The organism is Bradyrhizobium algeriense, assembly GCF_036924595.1.
Classification (GTDB): Bacteria; Pseudomonadota; Alphaproteobacteria; order Rhizobiales; family Xanthobacteraceae; genus Bradyrhizobium; species Bradyrhizobium algeriense.
In genome coordinates this window covers 758,869-779,853 of sequence record NZ_JAZHRV010000001.1, presented here as the reverse complement: position 1 = coordinate 779,853, position 20,985 = coordinate 758,869, and the positions used below count along the sequence as shown (strand labels likewise).

The following is a 20,985-nucleotide window of genomic DNA, read 5'->3' as shown; positions in this document are numbered from 1 at the left end:
CCTCAAAGCACAGGAGAGATCGAATGCTTAGCGTGACAAAAGCCAAACCAAGTTTGCTCAAAATATCGGATACGCTTAGCCTGCGTTTCCAAAAGATCGGCAGCGGGCCTCCGCTACTTCTCATACATACGATCCGGACGCAGCTCGAATATTTCCGCAGTCTGGCGCCCCTGCTCGCGGGATCGCACACGGTGTACGCCATTGACCTCCCAGGCCACGGACACTCACCAATAGATCCAGGTGCGAGCTTCGACGAACCCTACTTCAGGCAGGCCGTCATTCGCTTCATCGAGGAGCTAAACCTCTCGGCCGTCACGGTTGTTGGCGAGTCGATCGGCGGGACATTGGCCCTTACAGTGTCGGCGTCGCTTCCGCAGCGGGTGAAACGGGTCTATGCGATCAACCCCTACGACTACGAGACCCGCTACGGGGACGGCATTCGACGCGGCAACTGGTTCGCGAATTTTATCATCGGAAGTTTGCAGATCCCGGTGCTCGGCGCGATAAATGCATCGCTCGAAAACAAGATGGTCCTCGGCAAGATCATGGGCGGCGGATATCACGACCCGCGCAAACTGCCGACCGATTTGCTAGCCGAGTTCGATGAAGTAGCTCACCGCCCGGGATACAAGCGGATCGCACGCAAAGTGCTGGCAGGCTGGCGATCCTGGAGCAAGGCACGCGATTACTATCGGCAAATCTCGGCGCCTGTGACCCTCATTTATGGCGATAGCGATTGGTCTCGGCCAAATGAACGCGAACGCACACGGTCGCTGATTCCTGCCTCGCAGATGGTTACGCTCAAGAATACCGGCCACTTCTCAGCTGTTGAAAATCCGTCGGAGCTGGCCCGCGTGATAATGGAGACAGAATGACCGCAATGATCAGCACAAGAGTGTGCCATCACGTTCAAGCCCCTGAGAGCTTGAATCACCGGGCTGAAGTCCAGGCATAATGATCCGCGCGGCGAATACATGTTTGAGCTGGAATAGCGTGTTGCGAACGTCGTTCGTCCCTGAACGGATGTTCGACAAGAGCCTTCGCAAGCAGATGAGATTGCCGGCTTAACCGGTCGCCAAGCCGAATTCGAAAGTCACTGATCATGCGTCGCGTCGTCGTTACTGGATTGGGATTGGTATCACCGCTGGGTTGCGGCAGCGAATTGGCATGGTCCCGGCTGCTCTCGGCCCGCTCAGGACTTGCCGCACTCCCGGAGTGGGCGGCCACCCTTCCCGCACGAGTTGCCGGAATCGTCCCAATGAAAGCCGACGACCCGTACGGTGGTTTCGATCCGGATATGATCGTTGCCCCCAAAGATCAACGAAGGATGGATCGCTTCATCCTGTTCGCACTGGCCGCCACGGCCGAGGCCATAGCGCAAGCGGCATGGACGCCTTCCGACGCACACTCGCTCGAGCGCACGGCGACCGTGATCGCATCGGGCATCGGAGGCTTTCCCGCCATCGTCGAGGCGGTTCGCACCACCGATCAGCGCGGAGTTAAGCGCCTCTCGCCCTTCACCGTGCCGTCCTTTCTGGCAAATCTCGCGGCCGGTCATATCTCCATCCGCTACGGCTTCAAGGGTCCCATCGGTACGCCGGTTACCGCTTGCGCTGCGAGCGTGCAGGCGATCGGCGATGCCGCACGCCTCATCCGAACCGAAGAAGCGGACGTTGCAATTTGCGGTGGCTCGGAAGCCTGCATCGATCTCGTGAGCCTCGGCGGCTTCGCCGCCGCCCGTGCCCTTTCGACGAGCTTCAACGAAACGCCGGCGCGAGCGTCCCGGCCCTTTGATCGCGACCGCGACGGCTTCGTCATGGGCGAAGGTGCCGGTATCCTCGTCATTGAAGAGTTGGAACACGCGATCCGCCGCGGCGCCGAGCCGATCGCCGAAATCGTCGGCTATGGGACGACCGCTGATGCCTACCACATCACGTCAGGGCCCGAGGACGGCGACGGCGCGCGACGTGCGATGGAAGGCGCCTTGAGGCAGGCCGGCCTCAAGCCCGGCGACATCCAGCATCTCAACGCCCATTCAACTTCGACGCCAGTCGGCGACGTTTCCGAACTGGAAGCGATCAAATCCGTGTTCGGCCGCGACCGAAAAATTGCCGTGAGCGCCACCAAATCAGCGACCGGTCATCTGCTCGGCGCAGCCGGGGGAGCGGAAGCGATCTTCACGATCCTCGCGTTACGCGACCAGGTCGCGCCGCCCACTCTCAATCTTGAGAATAGCGACGCGGCCGCCGAAGGCGTCGACCTCGTCTCTCGTGAGGCCAGGCGCATGACGATAGAGCATGCGATTTCGAATGGATTCGGCTTCGGAGGCGTCAACGCCAGCATCATCTTTCGACGTTAGCAATGAAGAACTGCCGGTAGCTCCACGCCAACGCCCCTTTCGAACGCTTGGGACGAGTATCTTTCGCATCGCTTGCCTGTCGGTCGGCCACTCGCTCATTCCATATCGCTCATTTCGCGAATTGAATCTCCGACAAGTGATCGGCGCAAATTTGTAGCTTGCCTCGTTCAAGGGCAGCTATCGAGCAATGCGCCGCGGACGCGTGGCCAGACTGGATGCCTCCCCGCCTCAACGCATGTCATCCTTACCTTCCGGTACATAAATCATACGGCCATCCGGCAGCCGGTAGGTGATGCCGGCGCGGATGCCCTCGCCCTCGCCGATGGAGCCGTTGGTTTGGTAGCGGGTCAGCTCGCGACCCTCCTTCACAGTTATCTTCATGTCGGCCTTGCCAGGGTTCTCGACGACAACGACGCTCTGGTTCGAGAACGGATTGAGCGGATTGCGGACGATGATAATCATCAGCATCGCCACGACGACGAGAAAGACGTCGATCAGGTTGACCAGCGAGAGGATCGGATCGTCGCTTTCGCCCTCTTCAAGGAAACGCATTAAGACATTCCCTTCTCGCGCTCGAAAGCACGCAACTCCTCGAGCAGCCAGCGGCGGCGCACCGTCAGGATAAAATAGGTTATGGAGGCGCTGATGAGCGCCAGGATGACCGCAGAGAAGGCCACCACGAAATTCTCGCCGACGCCTCGCGCATCGTTCCGCGTCAGCGCCAGCAGCGCAGGCCCCATCGGGATCATGGTCGCGACAAGTCCGAGCATGGGCGCACTTCGGGACACCACGCGCAGCCATTCCAGCCGCCGGAGAATCCAGATTTCGAGATCGTCGCTGACGGCGTTCGTCTTGCTCTGGTGCGCCGCAAGCTGCGACCGGTAAGTGCCGCGCCACCGTTGCCACGCTTCCATGACGAACGCGCCCAGCGCGACCAAGGCGTAAAGCAGCGCGCTGACGATCAAGACTAGAACGGGAAAGAGGAAGAGCTTCGCGATCTCATAAAGAGCGGATTCAAACGTCGACATCAGGCATTTCCTAAAGCTGCCAAGCTGTTCCGGCGCCATTGCACGTAGAGGCCTGCGCCGAAGCAAGCCAGCATCATGAGAAGCGCCATAGCACTGTGCCACCATGATCGGCTCTCCCCGGCCCCGGCGACGACCGGCTCAAGTACAGGACCGGTCACGGTCTGTGGGGGATTGATCTCGGCCTGCTTGGCAGCGGCCGGCGGCGGTTGTTGTGACGGGCGCGCGATACCAAACCCGGCCCCCATCTGGTCGACGAAGGCTTTTGTCGGCTTCTCGCCCATGAGGACATTCTTCTGGGCCAACTCGTCGACGCGCGCGACCAACTCGCGGCGAGTGTGTTCCGGTGCATCCCAATAGCCTTTCCGAATAGCTTCGATCATGCGTTCTATGATCTGGAGCTGCGCCGTCGGATTGTGTTGTTCAAACCACGCTCCGAGCTTGAGATCGCGAATGTCGCGTATGAACGTGTCGTGTACGGTTTGCCATTGATCGGCGCGCACCATAGTGGGGTCGACGACTTGCCAACCCCAGAGATTGTTCACGGCATTGAGGATTTCGAGCGTGCCGGCATAGCCTTCTTTCTGCATCGTCGAGATCCAGTGCGGGTTGAAATACCGCGAACGGGTTTCATCGGAGAGAAAACGTGCCGCCGATGTGATGCGCGTGGTCTTTTCGCGAAGGTCCGCGATGTAGAGCGACGGTGAAGCGCCATCGAGGTGCCGGATCGCCAGCGACAAGCCACCGAGAAATTCGAACGGATGGTCTGTCGCGAGAATGCCGTGCAGTTTGGAGGAACGCGACAGAACGGCGGCCTGAACGCCTTTGAGCTGCTCGGCGAACAGGTTGGTTTCCCCATCTCCACGGATGCCCCAGAGCTTCGAGCCGTAGGCGTATTGCGTGCGGCCAAGAAACGCTTCGGCGAGGCTTGAATCCTTCTCCCACGACGCCGATTTCAACACGGCCTCCGGCAGGCCCGTGCCGTAGTCGCCCATGGCGTTGCTGAACATGCGCAGCCTGGCCAGTTGAAGCGCCCGTTCCCTGGGCTGGCCTTGAGCGACCAGGCGCTCAGCCGATGCGCGGGTGTTCTGGAACAAGGGATTGTCGCCCTCGTCGAGTTGCGCGAGCTGTTCGATCGCGTCCGCCAGCTTCCGCATGAAACTGTCAAACTGGTCGCGATAGACGCTGGTGATCTGCATCACGACGTCAATGCGCGGACGTCCGAGCTCCTGCCGCGGGATGATGGCGAGCGCCGTCAGGCGGCCACCGCTATTCCAGACCGGCCTGAGCCCAAGCGCGTGAAGTATCTGGCTCTCGACGATGCCGAGATGCCGCATCGTCTCGGAGCCCCACATGCTGAAGGCGAGTTTGCGCGGTGTCTCGCCTTGGTGATCCTTGCGATAGGCTTCGATTAGCTGCTGCAAGGCTTTCGCCCCGGCTTCGTGGGCCACACGGGTCGGCACCTTGTCAGGCTCGAAGGCAAACAGGTTGCGTCCGCTTGCCATATCGGGATTGCGGATTGGGTCGCCGCCCGCACCGGGAGGAACAAAGCCGCCGCCAAGCGCCAGGAGGAGTCCTTCGATCTCCCCGGGATGCTGAAGATTGAGATCGAGGCCGACCGCTCGTTTGATGGCGTCGGCAAGCTCCGGGTCGGCGAGGGTTTCGACCGGCACCCCTTCGCGAAGGTGGCGGCGGAGGAGCTTGTAAGGCGCGCTATCTTGCAGCGCCTTGAAGTCGACGGCGAAAAACTCTTCAGGCTCCGTGCCGAGCTTTTTGTAGAAGGGCTGCCCGAGTTGCTGCATGACCGTCGAAAGACGCTCATCCGGCGAAGACGGCTCGCCGAAGGTGTGAAGCCCGAGCGGCATGGCGTGTTGGGCCAATTCGTGCAGATGATCGTGTAGTTCCGACAGGAATTTCGGGAAGTCACCGTCGACGGCTTTCTCGTCCCAGCCCATGTCGCGATGATAGTTATGTTTGACGACGGCCTTTCGGATGTCTTCGCCGGTCTGCTCTTTCACCGCGCCGTTCTCGAGCTGCATGAATTCGTGGATCTTCGTATGCAGGTCGCGCAGCTCGTCATAGAGGCCAGCGGGCGCGAAGGCCGGCGTCTGGTGACTGACCGTGACGGCGCGGCCGCGGCGTTTGGCCTGGATGGCTTCGGCAACATTGTCTTGAATGTAGGGATAGATCACCGGCATGTTGCCGACGGCCAGCATGGGATAATCGTGAACCGAAAGACCGCGATCTTTCCCGGGTGTCCATTCCTGCGTTCCATGAGTACCGAGATGGATAAGCGCGTCCGCGCCCAGCGTCTCTCGCACATAGAGATACGTCGCGAGATAGGCGTGATCGGGCGGCTGCTTCGTGTCGTGATAATTTTCGCCTGGCCTTCCGCCGCGCGGCGGCTGCGGCATGATGGTGAGCTTCCCCATCTCGAAGCGCGGAATGACGAACTGCTCTTCGCCCCCGATATCGCGCACGGCGGAGTGCTGCTCGGGCTCTCCCCATTTTGCCAAGAGCTCTGATTTCCGCTGTGCGGGCAGCGCGTCCAGCCACGAACGGTAGGCTCGAACGGGCAACGTTCCGGTCAACCCACGCTCGCGCAAGGCATCCAGGGTCTCGGGCCGGTAGTAGCCTGCCAGCATGGCTTGCCCGGCTTCGATCAAATCGGCCTCACTTGTCGGTTTGACGGCATAACCCGCCTTCGCAAGCGCAGCCGTTACCTTCTCAAGGCTCCTTGGAATATTGAGGTTGGAGGCGGAGAAGTTCTTCTCTCCCGGCGGGTAGTTCCAGAACATGGCCGCGAGCTTCTTTTGATCAGCCGGCGTGTGACGCAGGGCGACAAGCCGTTCGAGTTTGCCGAGAAGCGCTTCGATCTGCTTTTGAATGGGAGCGGGCTCGCCATTGTGTAGCGCGTCGACCACCAGCGGATCGCTCGCACCCCATCCTTCGGGAACGGCAAGGAACGCTGCGACGAGCGGCGCGGCCATGCCGCTTTCGGCACGATCCCACGCGTCAGCGTCGCCTTCGCGGTAATTTACGACCTGGACGACGGGAATTCCGAGCTTGAGGAATTCCGCACTGCGCGCTGAGCCGTTTTGCATGTGGGTTGCGATGACAAGCGTGTCGGCCTTTGCGGGGACGAGCAGCTTTTCCAGTCCTTGCGGGTCGGCCGCCTCGAACCAGAACGCCATCGGCACCAATCCGCGACTCTCACTCTGGCGGATCATCGCATCGACGACTTTCGTTTCCATGTTCGCGATCAAGCCCGGATAGATCGCGATACCGATACGCCCTTTGGGTCTGGTGACCCGGCCTTCTGCCCAACGCAGGTAATCTGCGACGGACATAAAGGCCGCAGGCGCATCGGGGTGATAAATGCCGGTCGAAGGAAGAGGGGTCGGCGACGCAATATGCGTAGGATCGCGGCCATCGCGTAAGGCGGCCCAGAATTCGAAAAGCGCTTTGAGATTGTCCTCCCCGCCGTGGCTGTAATAGGCCATCAGGCGACGCGCGATCAGCGGGGGGAGATTGCCGAAGGCCGGAGGTCCTCCACCGACCCGTATCCACGGTACCGTCGTGTCTTTCAATGCTGAGCCGACGCTTTCCTGGACGCGCGCCAGGTCCATCGGGCGCGGCGTGTCGAGAATGACCAGACCCGCGCCGCCGATCCAATCGGCGGGCGAACCCGGTGTGCGGGCGACAAAGACACTTTCCAGCGTCAGTCCCTGCGCCCCCGCGAAACCCGCCAGTTTGTCGAGCTTTCCGGGAAGCACAAAGTCATCGGTGATGATGCGCACCACGTTCGTGCGTGCTGAAGCGTTCGGACGTACATCCTGCGAAAAGGCCTCTCCCGCCCCGGCGACGAGGACAAAGGCCAGGAGCAACGCTGAAGCGAAATGGCGTCCCACGGGAATACCCTCAATAGAAACGCTTGGTGAAGCCTGCGTAGAAGGCGCGACCGGTGCCCGGATAAACCGACGGTGTTCCGGCGGCGATGTCTGCTGCCCGCAAGCTCGGTGTGAAGTCGCCCACATAGGCCACATCGGTGAGATTGCGTGCCTCGAACCATAGCGTGAGCGAATTATCGGGCGCTTTCCATCCCAGCTTCGCGCCATAGAGCGCATAAGCCGGCACGATGAAGGCATTGCCGCCCGAATTGTCGAAGGTGGTGTAGCGCTCACCGATGTAGCGGATGTTGCCCGATACATAGAATCCGGAGGGGTGACGGTAGCCTAATTCGCCGAAGGCCTGTTGCTTCGGAATGACGGGAAGCGCGCTGCTCCCGAACAGCGCATCATTGTCGAAACGGAAGTGGTTGAAGTTGTAGACGGCATTCAGGAAGACGTGGTCGCCGGGATTGAAGACATCCACGAACGGGCGGGTGCGGAAAGCTGTCTCGATCCCGTCGTGGATGGTGCGGTCGGCGTTGAAGGCCGCCTGACTTCCCGAGAGGCCGCAAGCGTATTGTCCGTTCACTTGCGCTCGCTGGCCGGGGGTCAGGCGGGAAAGCGGGATGAGGCCAAGCGCGCATTGCGACAGAATCTCGTCGCGCAGCTGCATGTGATAGAGTGTTACGTCGTAATTGAAGCGGTCCCACCCGCCGCGCACACCGACCTCCGTCGTCCACGCTTTCTGCATGCGAAGCCGATCCGTCAGGGCGAGTTGCACCTTCGGATTGTTGAATCCGTTCACGGTCTGCTCGATGCCGAGCAGCGAGAAGATGTCACCGCTGTTAGGCACCTCGGTGCTTCGCGAGATATTGCCGTAAAGGAAATGGTTGGAGAGGTACTCCCAGTTTGCGCCAAACTTCGGATTGACGGCCTCAAATTCGCGATCGTAGTTGCGGCGGCCGTTCGAACTGCCCGGGCCAAACAGGCCACCGGCGATGACAGGACCGCTGTACTCGTCCTTCAGCGTGCGATTGGTCCAGAAGGCCTGCAAACCGGTGAAGAGGCGCACGCGCGGCAAGACTTCGAGTGCTGCTTCCGCGTAACTTTCGTGCAGCCATGACGTGAAGGCGTCGTTGTAGACGAGCGCGGCCTTCTGATTGCCCGACGATCCGGGCACCCACTGGAAGTCCCGATATCGGGCGGTTTCATAGGTCGGGCGGTAGCCAGCAACCAACTCCAGCGGCTTGCCGGCGATTTCCCCCTTCTGTTCCAGGCGGAACGAGACACCATGATCCTTCCACGCCACATCGACGATGCCGGCGCGCGGCGACGGCAGATGATCGAAGGCTGTTGCGATGTAGTACGGCGCGATCTCGAAGGACGTCGATCCGACCCGAAACACGGTCTTGTTGACTATGCGGGCGTAATCGAAATCGGCGCGCAAATTGTAAGGGAACGACGTGTTGCCGGGGTCGTATCCGCTTTGGCGATAGGTCGACAGTTGATTGAGTGGAATACTGGTCGGCAATTCCTGCTTGTTGCTTCCGATCGCAACATAGGTGCGGCTGTCGACGATGTCGTTGGGACGCCAGCCAATGTTGCCGCTGAAGCGCTTCGAATCGTTCTGAGAAAAGTACTCGTATCCCCTGTTGTGATAGGCGTTCGTCTGAAGATAGTAGTCGAAATTGTCTTTGGCTCCACCGTATTCAAGCTGGCCCTGCAGATTTCCGTAGCTTCCGAACGCGCCGGAGATCGCTGCACCTGGAGCAGTGAGGCCCGTCTTGGAGACGAGATTGATCGCGCCGCCGGTGGCGAGCGCGCCATAGCGCAGGCTGTTCGCGCCACGATAGACCTCGATGTAATCCGCCGCCTTGAGATCGAAGATCGACGGTGTATTGCCGCTTTCGATGCGGCCTAGCGGTACGCCGTCGATGAAGGCGCGCACGCCGCGACCGCTGCGCGGGCCCGTTTGCGACGAGTCACTGCCACGCATCGAAATCGTGCCCTGCCCGTTTTCGCCCTTGTCGGTGACATAGACTCCAGGCGTTTGCTCGAGCGCTTCGCGAATGTCCGCCTGATTGCCGGGGTCCTGTCGTGTAACGGAAACCACCGCCTCGGCGCCCGGCCTGCGCAGGAAGCGCTCGCGCTGGGCTTCGAAAGGGGCCGGATTGTTCGGGATCTCACCCCGCGGAATTGGCAGTGCGGAGTCAGCCGCGCGGCCGGCGGGGCGGCTGCGAGCCGCAGTCGTCGGGGGCGCGGGACGTCGCGCGGGCGCCTGTACGGTGATCGTCTCAAGAAGAACAGTATTTGCGGGGGGAGCGGCCGCCTCTTGTGCCTGAATGGAACCGGCACCAAAACCCACCAAATGTGCAACCAAACCCGCACTAAATCGACCCGCCCGCCCGTTTTTTGGCCGACGCCCCCTCAAATCGCCCCACAACTTCAAGATCAGTCCCCAGCATTGTAATGTTATAACATAACGTTCCTGTATCGGGCGACGATGTCAAGGTCAACGTACATTGTTACACATCAGGGAGTGGGACGATGGGCTATGAAGGTCTAGGAAGCATCGCGCGGTATAGCGCGTGAGCAGCGCAGCATCGAGCAGGCCGTCACCGAGGGCCTGCTCGGTGAGAACCTGCCAGCGCTCCGGCCCGCGGGAAACAGCGCGCCATGCGCGAGATCGTCAAGATATTCACAGATCACACGGCTATCGAACAGCAAGGCACCGTCCGCGAGCTTAGCCGCCGGTACCTTCGCCAGCGGGTTGAAGGCTGCGATGCGTTCGTCACGCTTCAACGGATGTGCCGCACTCGGCAGTTTGACGATACGGTCGGCAATGCCGAGCTCAATCGCACAGGCCATGACTTTGCGGACATAAGGCGACGTCGGCGCATAGAACAGTTCGATCTTGTCACTCATGGCTTCTGATCCTCCGCTTCGATGGCCGCCAGCGCCGCGCGCGCTACTTCGACATCTTGCGCGCCGGTGCCCGACCCGACGCCGACCGCTCCGACGCATTGGCCTGCAATCACGATCGGCAGTCCGCCTTCGAGGTTGGTGAACCGGCCTCCACCCGCGATGGCAAGTTTGATCTCGTTGGTTGGATCGAGCCGCGAAGTCGGTTGACGGTGCGACGCGGCAGTGACGGCCTTAGACATCGATGTTTCGCGCGACAGCAATTTGGCGCCGTCCATCCAAACAAAAGCCAGAAGATTGCCGCCGTCGTCGACGATCGTGATGTTCTGTGCCACACTCAGCTCTTCCGCTTTGGCTATGGCACCAGCCAGCGCCTTGAGCGCACCCTCGTGTGTCAGTTTGAGAGACGGGTTAGTCGTCGCCATTGGACAGCTCCAGTATCGAAGTGCAGCGCTTGAATTCGACGTTGCCGCTCACGAGGTAGCACCGGCCGGCAGTAGCAGGACTTTGCCGATATTCTCATTGGCTTCCAGAATGCGATGGGCTTGCGGCGCGTCACTGAGTGGTAACTGGCGCCAGATCGGGGGGCCTCACCGCACCGGACGCGACCAGTGGCAGCACCTCGGCACGGAGTGCAACAGCGATCGCCGTCTTTTCCCCGTCGCCGACGATGGCGAGTGCCGTCGGCGCGACCGATTGCATGAGCACACGCACGAGATCCGGGGCGCCGCGGCATCCCACCTCTTCGTCATAGGAGAATGCCAGATGCACCGGCGCGACAGACGCCACCTCTTTGAGACGCGGCACGTTGGCGAGCACCACCGCCAGAAAGCCCTTCATATCGGTGGCGCCGCGGCCATAGATGCGTTGATTGCGAATGACGCCCGCGAATGGCGGCACGGTCCAGCCTGGCCCTCCACCGGCACCACATCCGTATGCGCTGAGAGAACAAGTCCCGGCCTATCCGCCTGACCAATGGTCGCGAGCAACGACGCCTTGCGTCCATCGGACGATAGCACACACCGCGCGGAGACACCGGACGACGCAAGTATCTTCTCGATATATGCGATGATATCGAGATTCGAATTCGCACTTATACTTTCAATACTGATCAGCTCGCAAAGTATTTGAGCTACCTTATTGATCATCTATAGTTCCAGTACTTTTACAATTGCGGGAGCATCACGATGACCTATTCCATCTCGGCGCGCTGTCCGGAGACCGGCGCGTTCGGCATTGCCATCACCTCGTCCAGCATTGCCGTGCCGGCGCGTTGCGCCTGGGTAGGACCTCTGGGCCTCGTGGTGTCGCAGAATGCGACCGACCCGGCGCTTGGCCCGACCGGTCTCGCGCAGTTGCGTCAGGGTTTTGGTGCGGCTGCAGTGCTCAACAACTTGACGCTCGGTACGCCGCAGCCGACGTGGCGGCAGGTCGGCGTGATCGACCGCTATGGTCAGGTGGCATGGCATTCCGGCACACAGGCGCTGCCAACCGCAGCGATCGCACAAGGCACCGGCTGCCTCGCGCTCGGCAATCTGCTTGTTGATGAGAAGGTGCCCAGCGTGATGATCGCACGTTTTGAGGAGACCGCCGGCCAGTCGCTGGCGGAGCGATTGATGTCGGCGCTGGAAGCCGGCCTCGATGCCGGCGGCGAAACCGACGACGAACATGCCGCAGGCCTGCATGTGGCTCACATCTTCGATTGGCCGGTGGTCGATCTGCGTGTCGACTGGCACGATACGCCGATCGGCGAATTGCGCGCACTGTGGGAACGCTACCGGCCGCAGCAGAAAGACTATATCGCACGCGCGATGAATCCGGGCGCAGCGCCATCTTTCTAAACGGGCTCGCCTCACGGCGCCTCGCCCGGGGGAAACGCCACGATATCGTCGGAACCAATCGTCAATCCGATCTCGGCTCCGACAGGACATGACGACAGCGCGGCAATTCCCGGCACGCGCACCAGAATGCGATCATGCGCGCTTCCCGGCGCGTCGATATAGAGATCCACATGACCGCCCTGAAAGACCTGCGTCATCACTGTACCAGGCAGCGAACCGGAGGCTCCGCGCGACGTCACGGAAAGATGTTCCGGCCGTACGAAGACGTCCACGACATCGCCAACAGATATTTCAGCAATGGACGGCTGCAGGAACACTGGCGCGCACATCACCAATCGAGACCATCGCGACATCGCCGCGCCGCTCAACGAGCCGACCGTTGAGAAGATTAGCATCACCGACGAAGGAGGCGACGAAGCGATCGGCGGGCCGACGATAGATATCGTCCGGTGCGGCGATCTGACGAATGCGCCCGGCCGACATCACCGCGATGCGATCTGACATCGACAGCGCCTCGCCCTGATCGTGGGTGACGAAGATCGTAGTGACGCCGAGCTCGCGCTGGATCTGCTTGAGCTCGACCTGCATGGAACCGCGAAGGTTCTTGTCGAGCGCCGAGAACGGTTCATCAAGCAGCAGGACTTTCGGCTTGATCACGAGCGCGCGTGCGAGCGCGACACGCTGCTGCTGGCCGCCAGACAGCTGTCTTGGCTTGCGGTCGGCGAAGCCTGTGAGCTTGACGAGCGCAAGCGCCTCGTCGACCCGGCGCGCGATTTCCTTCTTCTCGATGCCGCGGGTCTTCAAGCCGTAAGCGACGTTGTGGGCGACGCTCATATGCGGAAACAGCGCATAGTTCTGGAAAACAATGCCGATCTCGCGCATATGCGCGGGGGTCTCGGTCACCAGAGCGCCTTCGATGAAGATCTCGCCATTGTCGGCTCCAAGAAAACCAGCGACGAGATTGAGCAGCGTCGTCTTTCCGCAGCCGGATGGTCCCAGCAAGGTCATGAACTCGCTCGGTTGGATCTTGAGCCAGGCCTCATGCAGCGCGACGGAATCGCCGAAGCGCTTGGTGACGCCATCGAGCTGCACGGCCGGCCGGATCTTGTCGCTTGCCGGGGCTGGCGTGCTCGCAGTCATCTGATCAGTGCGCATCAACATTCAGAATTTTTCCGAGGCCCAGGAAGGAATTGGCAATCGTGAGCAAAGTTGCGGTCACAACGATGTAAATGACCGACAGTGCGGCGAGGGTCGGATCCGCGAATTCGCGGACGTAATTATACATGGCGACCGGCAGCGTCTGGGTGGCCTGGCTGCTTACGAACAAAGTTGCCGTGAATTCGTTGAACGACAGAATTGCCGCGAACAGCCAGCCGCTCAGCAGGCCCGGAATCAGGAGCGGAATCGTCACGGTGAACAGGATCCGCAGCGGCGTCGCGCCAAGGCTGGACGCCGCCAGTTCGAGCCGGGTGTCGAGATTCTCCAGTGAAATATACGTGCTGCGCATCACGAAGGGCAGCACCATTACCACGTGGGCGAAGATGACGAGCGGAAAGCCACGTCCGATACCCGTCTGCGAGGCGAGGATGAGCACGCCGAGACCGATCGTGTAATGCGGAATGATCAGCGGAGACAGCAGAATGCCTTCGAGAAAATCCCTGAGCGCGAATTTGTAGCGATGAATGGCGAAGGCAAAGGCCGAGCCCACCACGACGGCAATGCTGGACGCCCACACAGTCACCGTCAGGCCGTTCCAGAAGCCCTTGGCGAAATCGGCATAGGAGAAGGCGCGCCAGAACCAGCGCAGCGACCAGGACTGCGGCGGAAATTGCAGGATCGCCCGATCGTTGAAGGCCGAGATCGCCACCACGACGCCCGGCAGCAGAACGAACAGAAGAATGGCGGCGACGAGGACGCGTCCCGACCATCGCAACAGCAAGGCACCGGGCGAGCGCTTCATTTCGTGCCCGCCATGCGCTCGAGTGGGCTCGCGGCCTTCTTCAGCAGCGCGATCACGGCCAGCGACAGCGCGAGGCCGATGATGGAGAGGCTGGCGGCGAAGGGGAAATTGAACGACGAGAAGCCGAGCTGATAGATCAGCGTCGACACCGTACTGACGCGGCCACCGCCAATCAGCTGCGGTGTCGCGAAGGCGCTGAAGGTCCAGGCGAATGCCGTCGAGAAGCCGGCAACAATTCCGGGCATCGATAGCGGCAGCGTGATGGTCATGAAGATGCGGATCGGGCCGGCGCCGAGACTTTCGGCGGCCTTCTCGTAGTTGCGGTCGATATGCGACAGCGCCGCAGCCAGCATGATAACCATGATCGGCATCGTCACATGCACCAGCGCGGCGACCACGCCGCCGCCGGTGAACATCATCTGCACCGGGCGATCCAGTACGCCGAGCTTGAGCAGCAGCGTATTCAAGAAGCCGTTATTGCCGAGCACGATCATCCAGGAATAGGTCCGCACCACCTCTCCCAGAAACAGCGGCGTGACTGACACGATCAGGATGAAGGAGCGCAGCGCCGAGTTGCTGGTGCGCGTCAACGCATAGGCCAGCGGATAGGCCAGAAGCAGTGTGAACACCGCCGTTTCGAAACAGATGAGCACCGTATTCCAGAATGCCAGGGCATAGAGCGGCCGCAGCATGGCCTCGAAATTCGCCCAAGTGTACCCACCGACCTCCAGCGTACCAGGGATATAAGCCCGCACGCTGTACTGGAACACGGCAAGCATCGCCGCGAGCAGCCCCACGGCGACGAGGCCGGCCGGCGAAACGAACCATCCCAGGAATGGACGCGCGTTCATGGACAAACTCGAGTTGGGAAAACCTGGCGCAATCGAGCGCGATCCGGCGGTATCGACCGGATCGCGACCCGACTATGTTACGGAGCCATGATGTTCTCGGTGAACCACTTGCGCCAGGTGCCGGTCTTCTCGGCCCGCAGCTTGGCGTCGATCACCAGAGACTGCTTCGCCCACTGATGCGGCGTGGAGAAGACGCCAGGCAATGCTGCAATCTCGGGCTTGAGCTTGGCGTTGTCGACCACCGGGCTACCCTTCTTCAGTTCAGCGATCTCCGCCTGTACGTCCGGATCGAGGGCCATGTTCATGAACTTGTAGGCCAGTTCGGCCTTGGTCGAGCCCTTGGTGATACCCATCGTATCGACACCGAGCACCGCGCCCTCCTTCGGGATGACGAGCTTGATCGGCACGCCCTGAGCCTGCATGTAATAGGCGTTCATTGACAGCACGACCTGAACCGGCGTTTCACCGGTGGCGAACAGCTGCTGACTGTTGGCGTCGTTGGTGTAGAACGCCTTGTAGTTCGCCTTCAGCGCCTTCAGCTTGGCTTCGCCGACTTCCCAATTCGCAGCGTCGCCACCGGACAGCTTGGCGGCCACGACCATGACATGGCTCGGATCGAAATCGGGCGACGAGATCATGCCCTTGAGCGCGGGGTTCCACAGGCCTTCCCAGCTGTCGAAGCTGACGCCCTTGGGCAGACGATCGGGCAGATAGCCGATGGTGTAGACATAAGCCCAGGCGCCAATGTGATACTGGCTGATCTTGGCCTGCTCGACCAGATGGCTGGCGTTCGGAATCTTCGCCATGTCGAGCTTCTCGAACAGATTGTCGTTGGCATAGAGCCAACCAACATGGGCCGTCGTGAAGGTGACGTCGCTTTCGGGCTTGGCGGCGGCAAGCTTGGCCTGATTGAGGCGATCAATCGTGCCGCCGGTGATGTACTCGACTTTCACGCCCGTCTCGGCGGTGAACTTCTTCGCGATCGCTTCATCGATCAGATCGCGGAAACTTCCACCCCAGGTGCTGACGACCAGCTTCCCCTGGGCAGATGCCTGCCCGCCGATCGCAAGCGTCGACAGCAACATCAAGGCAGTAAACTTCAAGGCGCGCTTCATCTCGAAACCTCACAAGGATTATGACACCGAAAGAAAAGCAAACATCATGCCAAGCGGACGAATTTAGCGATATTTTTCAAGTATTTACAGCACATGAAGCTTCATTGACCTTCCGTTCGAAAGGTCTGACTCCAGAATGATCGCAGCTAACCTTCGACGTCGAAAGCCGGCGCGGTATTACGCCGGAATTTCTGCGATGATGTCGATTTCCATCATGTATTCAGGCTTGGCGAGCCCTTGAACGATGATCCCGGTCGAAACCGGATAGACGCCCTTCAACCATTTGCCGACCACACGATAGACGGGCTCGCGATAGGCGCGGTCAGTGATGTAGATGACGATCTTCACCACATCCTGCAGGGATGAACCTGCCTCTTCTAAGAGCACCTTGGCGCAAGCCATGGCATTTTCAGTCTGCGCGGCGGCATCGCCGATGCCGACGATTTTGCCCTCGAGATCCATCGCCGTCTGGCCGCGCACATAAACGGTGTTGTTGGCGCGCACGACCATGCAGACGTCGTTGTCGAGCGACTGCTCGGGATAGGCATCCTTGGTGTTGAACTTGCGGAAACGCTGGTGGGTGATCATAGAGCAGATCCTCAGGCGGCGAGACGACGGAATGTGCGATCCGAGAAGATCAAGGGCAGTGCAGCTTGGTTGCGAACATTCAGCACCTCTCCCGCGACAATGCGATGCGAGCCGAAATCGAACACGCTGGCGACACGGCAATCGAAATTGCACAGCGCGCCGTCGAGCGCCGGCGCGCCGGTGAGCAGTTCCGACCAGTCGCCGGCGAGAAAGCGGTTGTCACGCAATTCGGGGATCAGCCCGGCGAAGCTGCTGGCGACACGCTCCTGCGCATCGGACAGGACGTTGGCGACGAACACGCCATTGGCGAGCAGCTTTTCGAGCCCGCGATTGTCGCGGTGAACGCTGAACACCACCGATGGCGGCTCCATCGACAGTGAACACAGCGACGACACCGTGATGCCCGCGCGCCCCGCCTCGCCATCCGTGGTCACCACCGCCACGCCCGAGGCCGTCATCCGCATGGCGTCGCGGAAGGTATCGACCTCGACCAGGGGAAGCGCCGCTGTGCTCACGACTTCGCCCCGTCGATACGATCCGACAATCCGGCCGACTTCTTCACAAAGTCCAGCGGGCCGGCAAAGTCGAAGCTGTTATAGACGGCGGCCAGATGATTGAAGTGCGGCGCCTGTGCGAACTGCACGAAGGTCAGGCGATGACCAGCATAATCAGAGTTCAACAAATCGCGCGCAAATGCGAGCAGCTTGCGGCGATCGTCGGCCTGCCACTGGTCATTGAGCGAATAGAACTTGTTCAGCCATTTGCCGCTGCCCTCGGCATCAAATGCATCCGCGTTCGGCGTAATGCAGATCTGGCCGCCGCAGAGTTCGCGGGCGATATGCATCATCGCAGGAAGCTGCGAACAGGCGAACACGCGACCGGCATAAAGCATCGACTGTTGCGGCATCAGAAGGCCGCCCGGGCTCTTCTCCGCCATAGCGATTGAGGCGGTGAGATGTGCGTTGATGCCTTCGCGGTAGCAAACGAGATCGGCGAGCTTCTCACGCACCGACTGCAGCTTATCTAGACCGGTCTGCTTGGCGTTCCACATCGCCGCGCCGATCATCATGTCCGCGGTGTAGAGCAGACGCAGAACGTAAGGGAATGCCGAATAGCGATGCAGCGTCGAGCGCACGAATTGTGCCGCGCGGGTATGGCGATAGAAGAACACGTCTTCCCAAGGGATCAGAACGTCGTCGAACACGACGAGCGCCTCGACTTCGTCGAAGCGGTTTGCGAGCGGATAATCCCTGGCACTGCTGCGGTTGGCGAAGCCACCACGGCAGATATGTTTGACGCCGCGCGCGCCCATCTTGACGATGCAGCCCACCGCATAGTCGGACAATTTTTCATTGGCCCAGGCGCCGACGGTTGGCTTCAGATAGGCCTGATCGGCGTAAGCCGCCGCGGTCTCATATTTTGCGCCACGGATGATGATGCCGGCATCGGTCTCACGGGTGACGTGGACCATCAGGTCGGGATCCTGCTGCTGCGGCGGCAGCGAGCGATCGCCCTTCGGGTCGGTATTGGCCGACACGTGGAAGATGTCCTTCTCGATCACGGCGCGGATATGCCGGTCGATATTGGCGGCGAAGCGCGGATCGATCTCCGCCAGCACGTCGCGACCATCGGTGAGCGACCACATCTCCCCGATGGTCTCGTCGCCCACGCGGGTGACGACGCCACCGATATCCTTCATCACCTGATCGACGGCCTTGATCTTGTCGTGCCAGTCCTTCTGTTCCTGCGGCGGCCGATAGAAGGTCGAATGCCGCTCATTGCCTTCGACATAGGTTAGATCGCCGCTGTAGCGCTCTTCATGCGCCATGTCGTAAATGCGGGCCCTGATATCGATGATCGGCTTCAGCGCCGGGTGACTGGTCACGTCCTTGACGCGCTCGCCATCGACCCAAACCTCGCGGCCATCGCGAATGCCCTGTTTGTACTCTTCACCCGTGCGGATCATTCATTGGCTCCTGTTCGACTGGACGACAGGGTGCCGGAGCGCCTATCATAAGGAAAATATTTTTATGTTTGGAGATACATAGGAAAATGCGATGAGGTTCTCGCTCCGGGCGTTGCGTTACGTGGTTGAGACGGCCGACGCGGGCAGCGTGACGGAGGCGGCCAAGCGGCTGAATGTCTCCCAGCCCTCGATCTCGGCCGCGCTCAGCCAGATAGAGGCAGAACTTGGTATCCAGATCTTCATCCGCCATCTCGCCAAAGGCGTGACGCTGTCCCCGGCCGGCCAGCGGCTGGTGAATGACGCGAGACTGCTGCTCAACCATGCCCGCGATTTCGCCCAAAGCGCCCAGTCGCTCGGCAGCACCTTGCACGGCGAGATCGTGGTTGGCAGCTTCCTGACGCTTGCCACGCGCTTCATGCCGGGGCTGCTGTCAGGCTTTCGCGAGCGCCAACCGGGCATCTCAGTAAAACTGGAAGAAGGCGACCAGCAGGAGATCATCGACGCCTTGATTTCCGGGCGCACGGAACTGGCACTGTCCTATTCCTTTGCCGTCCCTGACGAGATCGTCGGTGAAAAGTTCTGCGAACTGCCGCCCTATATCTTGCTGTCGGCCGATCATCCTTTGGCGACCCGGTCTTCGATCAGCCTGACCGAAATGCGCGACGAACCATTCATCCTGCTGGATTTGCCGCATTCGCGCGATTACTTCTCCAGCCTTTTCACGGCATCCGGCATCGAGCCGCGCATCTCGTTCCGCACCCGGTCATCCGAAATGATCCGCGGGCTGATCGGGCATAGGCAGGGATACTCCATCCATAATGCCGTTCCGCGCACCACCATCGGCTATGACGGAAGCCGCGTCGCCGTGGTTCCCATCACCGAACAGCTGCCGCCAACGCATGTCATGGCGCTCCGCCTGAAGCGCCATGCGCTGCGGCCGGCGGTGCAGACATTTGCCGATTACGCGCGCGAGGCCTTTGCCGTTGGCGGTCAGTTCGCGCCCGGCTCAATAGCCCCGGCCGGGATCGACGCAGCTTAGCAGCGGCTGCCCGGCACGAAGCCGGCGCACATTCTCGCCGATCTGTCGCGCCGCAGATCCCGGTAGCGCGACCGAGGCCAGATGCGGCGTCACCAGAACATTGTCCATCGCCCATAAGGGACTCTCCGGCGACAAAGGTTCGGAGGCAAACACATCCAGCGTCGCTTCCGCGATATGACCCGAGCGGAGCGCTTCGATCAAAGCCGGTTCATCGATGATGCTGCCGCGGGAGACATTGATGAAGGCCGCGCCCCGCTTCATCTGCGCCAGGCGCTCGGCATCGAGCAGGCCACAGGTCTGCGGCGTCTGCGGCAGCATGCAGACGAGAATATCGCTCCCACCCAGGATCTCCGCTAATGCCGGCAGGCCGGCAGAGGTCTCGATGCCATCCACTGACTTCAATGTGTTGGACCAGCCGCGCACCCGATAGCCCTGCCGCGCGCATTCCAGCGCCGCGGTCAACCCCAACTCACCGAGACCGAGCACGCCGACCCGGATGGTCTCGGGATCGCGCGGATGGATATAGTGCCAGCGGCGTTCACGCTGCGCGCGCTCGAAGGCCGGAATATCGCGGGCGTGACGCGTCACCGCGAACAGCACATAGCCGGCCATCATCCGCGCCATCTTCGGATCGGACAGGCGGGTGATCGGCACGTCCGGCAGATCATCGCGTCCGACCAGCGCATCGACGCCGGCGCCGAGATTGACGACGAGCCCGAGATTTGAGTAGCGCGCGAAAAACCCATGGGGCGGCTTCCAGACCAGCGCATGCCGCACGATATCCGGATCGCCGATGTCATCCGCCTGGCGAAGATCGATCCCCTCGACTGCAAGGGCAGCGCGCCACGTCTCGTGGTCATCGAAGGCGCTATAGAACGCCATGACCTCCGACGTCATTGAGCGGCCCGTTCAGAGATCAGACGCGACACCGCTGTCAACGCGAGTTCGTAGCCGAGCGCGCCGAGACCTGCGACCACGCCCGTGGCTGCCCGCGAGACGTAAGAGTGATGGCGAAACGGCTCGCGCTTCCAGATATTGCTCATGTGCGCCTCAATGATCGGCCCCTCGAAAGCGAGTAGCGCGTCGAGGATCGCAATGGAAGTGTAAGTGAGCCCGGCAGCATTGATGACGATCCCCTCCGCCTTCTCCCTCGCCTCCTGTATCCAGTCAACCAGAACACCTTCATGATTGGACTGACGGAATTCAATCACCAGCCCGAGCGACGCAGCGTGATCCTCACAGCGCTTCTTGATCGAGACAAAACTCTCGCGGCCATAGGTGCCGCTCTTGTCGAGCCCGTAGAGATTGGCATTGGGGCCGTTCAGGAAATAGATGGTGGGAGACGTCATGGCCGCGCTTTCATATCTGTTCGCAGAGAGTCAGGCATCGCATCGAAACCAATCAGCACCGTCCGAAGTATCGCACGGAT

General features: G+C 60.9%; 21 protein-coding genes. 4 read left to right on the top strand and 17 right to left on the bottom strand.

Features of this window, described 5'->3' with window-relative positions; all coding sequences use genetic code 11:
- Nucleotides 1-23 precede the first annotated feature (23 nt).
- Together V1286_RS03790 and fabF are read left to right on the top strand one after the other, a co-directional pair.
- Entirely contained in the window at nt 24-875 is an 852-nt protein-coding gene (locus V1286_RS03790) for an alpha/beta fold hydrolase (protein ID WP_334477678.1), read from the top strand.
- 227 nt (nt 876-1,102) lie between these two features.
- Entirely contained in the window at nt 1,103-2,359 is a 1,257-nt protein-coding gene (gene fabF, locus V1286_RS03785; RefSeq protein ID WP_334477676.1) for a beta-ketoacyl-ACP synthase II, read from the top strand.
- A gap of 228 nt (nt 2,360-2,587) precedes the next feature.
- Here fabF and V1286_RS03780 read toward each other — a convergent pair whose 3' ends face one another.
- From V1286_RS03780 to V1286_RS03750, 7 genes are all read right to left on the bottom strand, one after another.
- Entirely contained in the window at nt 2,588-2,911 is a 324-nt protein-coding gene (locus tag V1286_RS03780) for a DUF2149 domain-containing protein (protein ID WP_247831473.1), read from the bottom strand.
- Nucleotides 2,911-3,426: a MotA/TolQ/ExbB proton channel family protein gene (locus V1286_RS03775; protein ID WP_334477674.1), complete on the bottom strand. Its 516-nt coding sequence runs from the start codon at nt 3,424-3,426 to the stop codon at nt 2,911-2,913. Before V1286_RS03775 ends, V1286_RS03780 begins: the two co-directional genes overlap by 1 nt.
- The gene (cobN, locus tag V1286_RS03770; protein WP_334477672.1) at nt 3,387-7,271 is read right to left on the bottom strand and encodes a cobaltochelatase subunit CobN; all 3,885 of its coding nucleotides are present in this window, start codon (nt 7,269-7,271) and stop codon (nt 3,387-3,389) included. The genes V1286_RS03775 and cobN overlap by 40 nt, the downstream gene beginning before the upstream one ends.
- 34 nt (nt 7,272-7,305) lie before the next feature.
- The gene (locus tag V1286_RS03765) at nt 7,306-9,387 is read right to left on the bottom strand and encodes a TonB-dependent receptor family protein (protein WP_334477670.1); all 2,082 of its coding nucleotides are present in this window, start codon (nt 9,385-9,387) and stop codon (nt 7,306-7,308) included.
- 449 nt (nt 9,388-9,836) lie between these two features.
- The gene (locus V1286_RS03760; protein WP_334477668.1) at nt 9,837-10,199 is read right to left on the bottom strand and encodes a glutathione S-transferase N-terminal domain-containing protein; all 363 of its coding nucleotides are present in this window, start codon (nt 10,197-10,199) and stop codon (nt 9,837-9,839) included.
- Nucleotides 10,196-10,621, bottom strand: a complete 426-nt coding sequence (locus tag V1286_RS03755) for a GlcG/HbpS family heme-binding protein (protein WP_334477667.1) — start codon at nt 10,619-10,621, stop codon at nt 10,196-10,198. Before V1286_RS03755 ends, V1286_RS03760 begins: the two co-directional genes overlap by 4 nt.
- Nucleotides 10,622-10,751: 130 nt before the next feature.
- Nucleotides 10,752-11,096, bottom strand: coding sequence for a M20/M25/M40 family metallo-hydrolase (locus tag V1286_RS03750; RefSeq protein ID WP_334477665.1), 345 nt, complete (start codon nt 11,094-11,096; stop codon nt 10,752-10,754).
- Nucleotides 11,097-11,383: 287 nt separating this feature from the next.
- Here V1286_RS03750 and V1286_RS03745 point away from each other — a divergent pair, with 287 nt between their 5' ends.
- Nucleotides 11,384-12,037, top strand: coding sequence for a DUF1028 domain-containing protein (locus V1286_RS03745; protein WP_334477663.1), 654 nt, complete (start codon nt 11,384-11,386; stop codon nt 12,035-12,037).
- 11 nt (nt 12,038-12,048) lie between these two features.
- On the opposite strand, the gene V1286_RS03740 is transcribed toward V1286_RS03745, so the two are convergent.
- The 8 genes from V1286_RS03740 to V1286_RS03705 all read right to left on the bottom strand — a co-directional run bounded on the left by V1286_RS03740 (nt 12,049) and on the right by V1286_RS03705 (nt 18,517).
- Nucleotides 12,049-12,309 (bottom strand): TOBE domain-containing protein, encoded by a 261-nt coding sequence (locus tag V1286_RS03740; RefSeq protein ID WP_334477662.1) that lies wholly within the window; start codon nt 12,307-12,309, stop codon nt 12,049-12,051.
- Nucleotides 12,310-12,328: 19 nt separating this feature from the next.
- A complete protein-coding gene (locus tag V1286_RS03735) occupies nt 12,329-13,198 on the bottom strand; it encodes an ABC transporter ATP-binding protein (RefSeq protein WP_334477660.1) in 870 nt (289 codons plus the stop codon).
- Nucleotides 13,182-13,997 carry an ABC transporter permease gene (locus tag V1286_RS03730; protein WP_334477658.1) on the bottom strand — a complete coding sequence of 272 codons (816 nt, stop codon included), beginning with the start codon at nt 13,995-13,997 and terminating at the stop codon, nt 13,182-13,184. The genes V1286_RS03735 and V1286_RS03730 overlap by 17 nt, the downstream gene beginning before the upstream one ends.
- On the bottom strand, nt 13,994-14,848 hold the full coding sequence (locus V1286_RS03725) for an ABC transporter permease (protein WP_334477657.1): 855 nt from the start codon (nt 14,846-14,848) through the stop codon (nt 13,994-13,996). The genes V1286_RS03730 and V1286_RS03725 overlap by 4 nt, the downstream gene beginning before the upstream one ends.
- A 77-nt stretch (nt 14,849-14,925) precedes the next feature.
- Complete coding sequence (locus V1286_RS03720) at nt 14,926-15,951, bottom strand: ABC transporter substrate-binding protein (protein WP_334477656.1); 1,026 nt, start codon at nt 15,949-15,951, stop codon at nt 14,926-14,928.
- A 189-nt stretch (nt 15,952-16,140) separates the two neighbouring features.
- Nucleotides 16,141-16,551, bottom strand: coding sequence for a RidA family protein (locus tag V1286_RS03715; RefSeq protein WP_108517129.1), 411 nt, complete (start codon nt 16,549-16,551; stop codon nt 16,141-16,143).
- Nucleotides 16,552-16,562: 11 nt separating this feature from the next.
- Complete coding sequence (locus V1286_RS03710) at nt 16,563-17,066, bottom strand: flavin reductase family protein (RefSeq protein WP_334477655.1); 504 nt, start codon at nt 17,064-17,066, stop codon at nt 16,563-16,565.
- Nucleotides 17,063-18,517 (bottom strand): 4-hydroxyphenylacetate 3-hydroxylase family protein, encoded by a 1,455-nt coding sequence (locus V1286_RS03705; RefSeq protein ID WP_334477653.1) that lies wholly within the window; start codon nt 18,515-18,517, stop codon nt 17,063-17,065. Before V1286_RS03705 ends, V1286_RS03710 begins: the two co-directional genes overlap by 4 nt.
- 91 nt (nt 18,518-18,608) lie before the next feature.
- On the opposite strand from V1286_RS03705, the gene V1286_RS03700 reads away from it, so the two are divergent.
- Nucleotides 18,609-19,556, top strand: coding sequence for a LysR family transcriptional regulator (locus V1286_RS03700; protein WP_334477652.1), 948 nt, complete (start codon nt 18,609-18,611; stop codon nt 19,554-19,556).
- On the opposite strand, the gene V1286_RS03695 is transcribed toward V1286_RS03700, so the two are convergent.
- Complete coding sequence (locus V1286_RS03695; protein ID WP_334477651.1) at nt 19,524-20,453, bottom strand: 2-hydroxyacid dehydrogenase; 930 nt, start codon at nt 20,451-20,453, stop codon at nt 19,524-19,526. The genes V1286_RS03700 and V1286_RS03695 overlap by 33 nt on opposite strands.
- Entirely contained in the window at nt 20,450-20,905 is a 456-nt protein-coding gene (locus tag V1286_RS03690; protein WP_334477650.1) for a type II 3-dehydroquinate dehydratase, read from the bottom strand. Before V1286_RS03690 ends, V1286_RS03695 begins: the two co-directional genes overlap by 4 nt.
- Nucleotides 20,906-20,985 lie beyond the last annotated feature (80 nt).

Coding starts and splice junctions, on each gene's coding strand:
- V1286_RS03725 (WP_334477657.1), bottom strand. CDS start 14,848: ATGAACGCGCGTCCATTCCTGGGATGGTTCGTTTCGCCGGCCGGCCTC.
- V1286_RS03760 (WP_334477668.1), bottom strand. CDS start 10,199: ATGAGTGACAAGATCGAACTGTTCTATGCGCCGACGTCGCCTTATGTC.
- V1286_RS03745 (WP_334477663.1), top strand. CDS start 11,384: ATGACCTATTCCATCTCGGCGCGCTGTCCGGAGACCGGCGCGTTCGGC.
- V1286_RS03735 (WP_334477660.1), bottom strand. CDS start 13,198: ATGTTGATGCGCACTGATCAGATGACTGCGAGCACGCCAGCCCCGGCA.
- V1286_RS03775 (WP_334477674.1), bottom strand. CDS start 3,426: ATGGCGCCGGAACAGCTTGGCAGCTTTAGGAAATGCCTGATGTCGACG.
- V1286_RS03715 (WP_108517129.1), bottom strand. CDS start 16,551: ATGATCACCCACCAGCGTTTCCGCAAGTTCAACACCAAGGATGCCTAT.
- V1286_RS03755 (WP_334477667.1), bottom strand. CDS start 10,621: ATGGCGACGACTAACCCGTCTCTCAAACTGACACACGAGGGTGCGCTC.
- V1286_RS03790 (WP_334477678.1), top strand. CDS start 24: ATGCTTAGCGTGACAAAAGCCAAACCAAGTTTGCTCAAAATATCGGAT.
- V1286_RS03690 (WP_334477650.1), bottom strand. CDS start 20,905: ATGACGTCTCCCACCATCTATTTCCTGAACGGCCCCAATGCCAATCTC.
- V1286_RS03730 (WP_334477658.1), bottom strand. CDS start 13,997: ATGAAGCGCTCGCCCGGTGCCTTGCTGTTGCGATGGTCGGGACGCGTC.
- V1286_RS03700 (WP_334477652.1), top strand. CDS start 18,609: ATGAGGTTCTCGCTCCGGGCGTTGCGTTACGTGGTTGAGACGGCCGAC.
- V1286_RS03705 (WP_334477653.1), bottom strand. CDS start 18,517: ATGATCCGCACGGGTGAAGAGTACAAACAGGGCATTCGCGATGGCCGC.
- fabF (WP_334477676.1), top strand. CDS start 1,103: ATGCGTCGCGTCGTCGTTACTGGATTGGGATTGGTATCACCGCTGGGT.
- V1286_RS03780 (WP_247831473.1), bottom strand. CDS start 2,911: ATGCGTTTCCTTGAAGAGGGCGAAAGCGACGATCCGATCCTCTCGCTG.
- V1286_RS03695 (WP_334477651.1), bottom strand. CDS start 20,453: ATGACGTCGGAGGTCATGGCGTTCTATAGCGCCTTCGATGACCACGAG.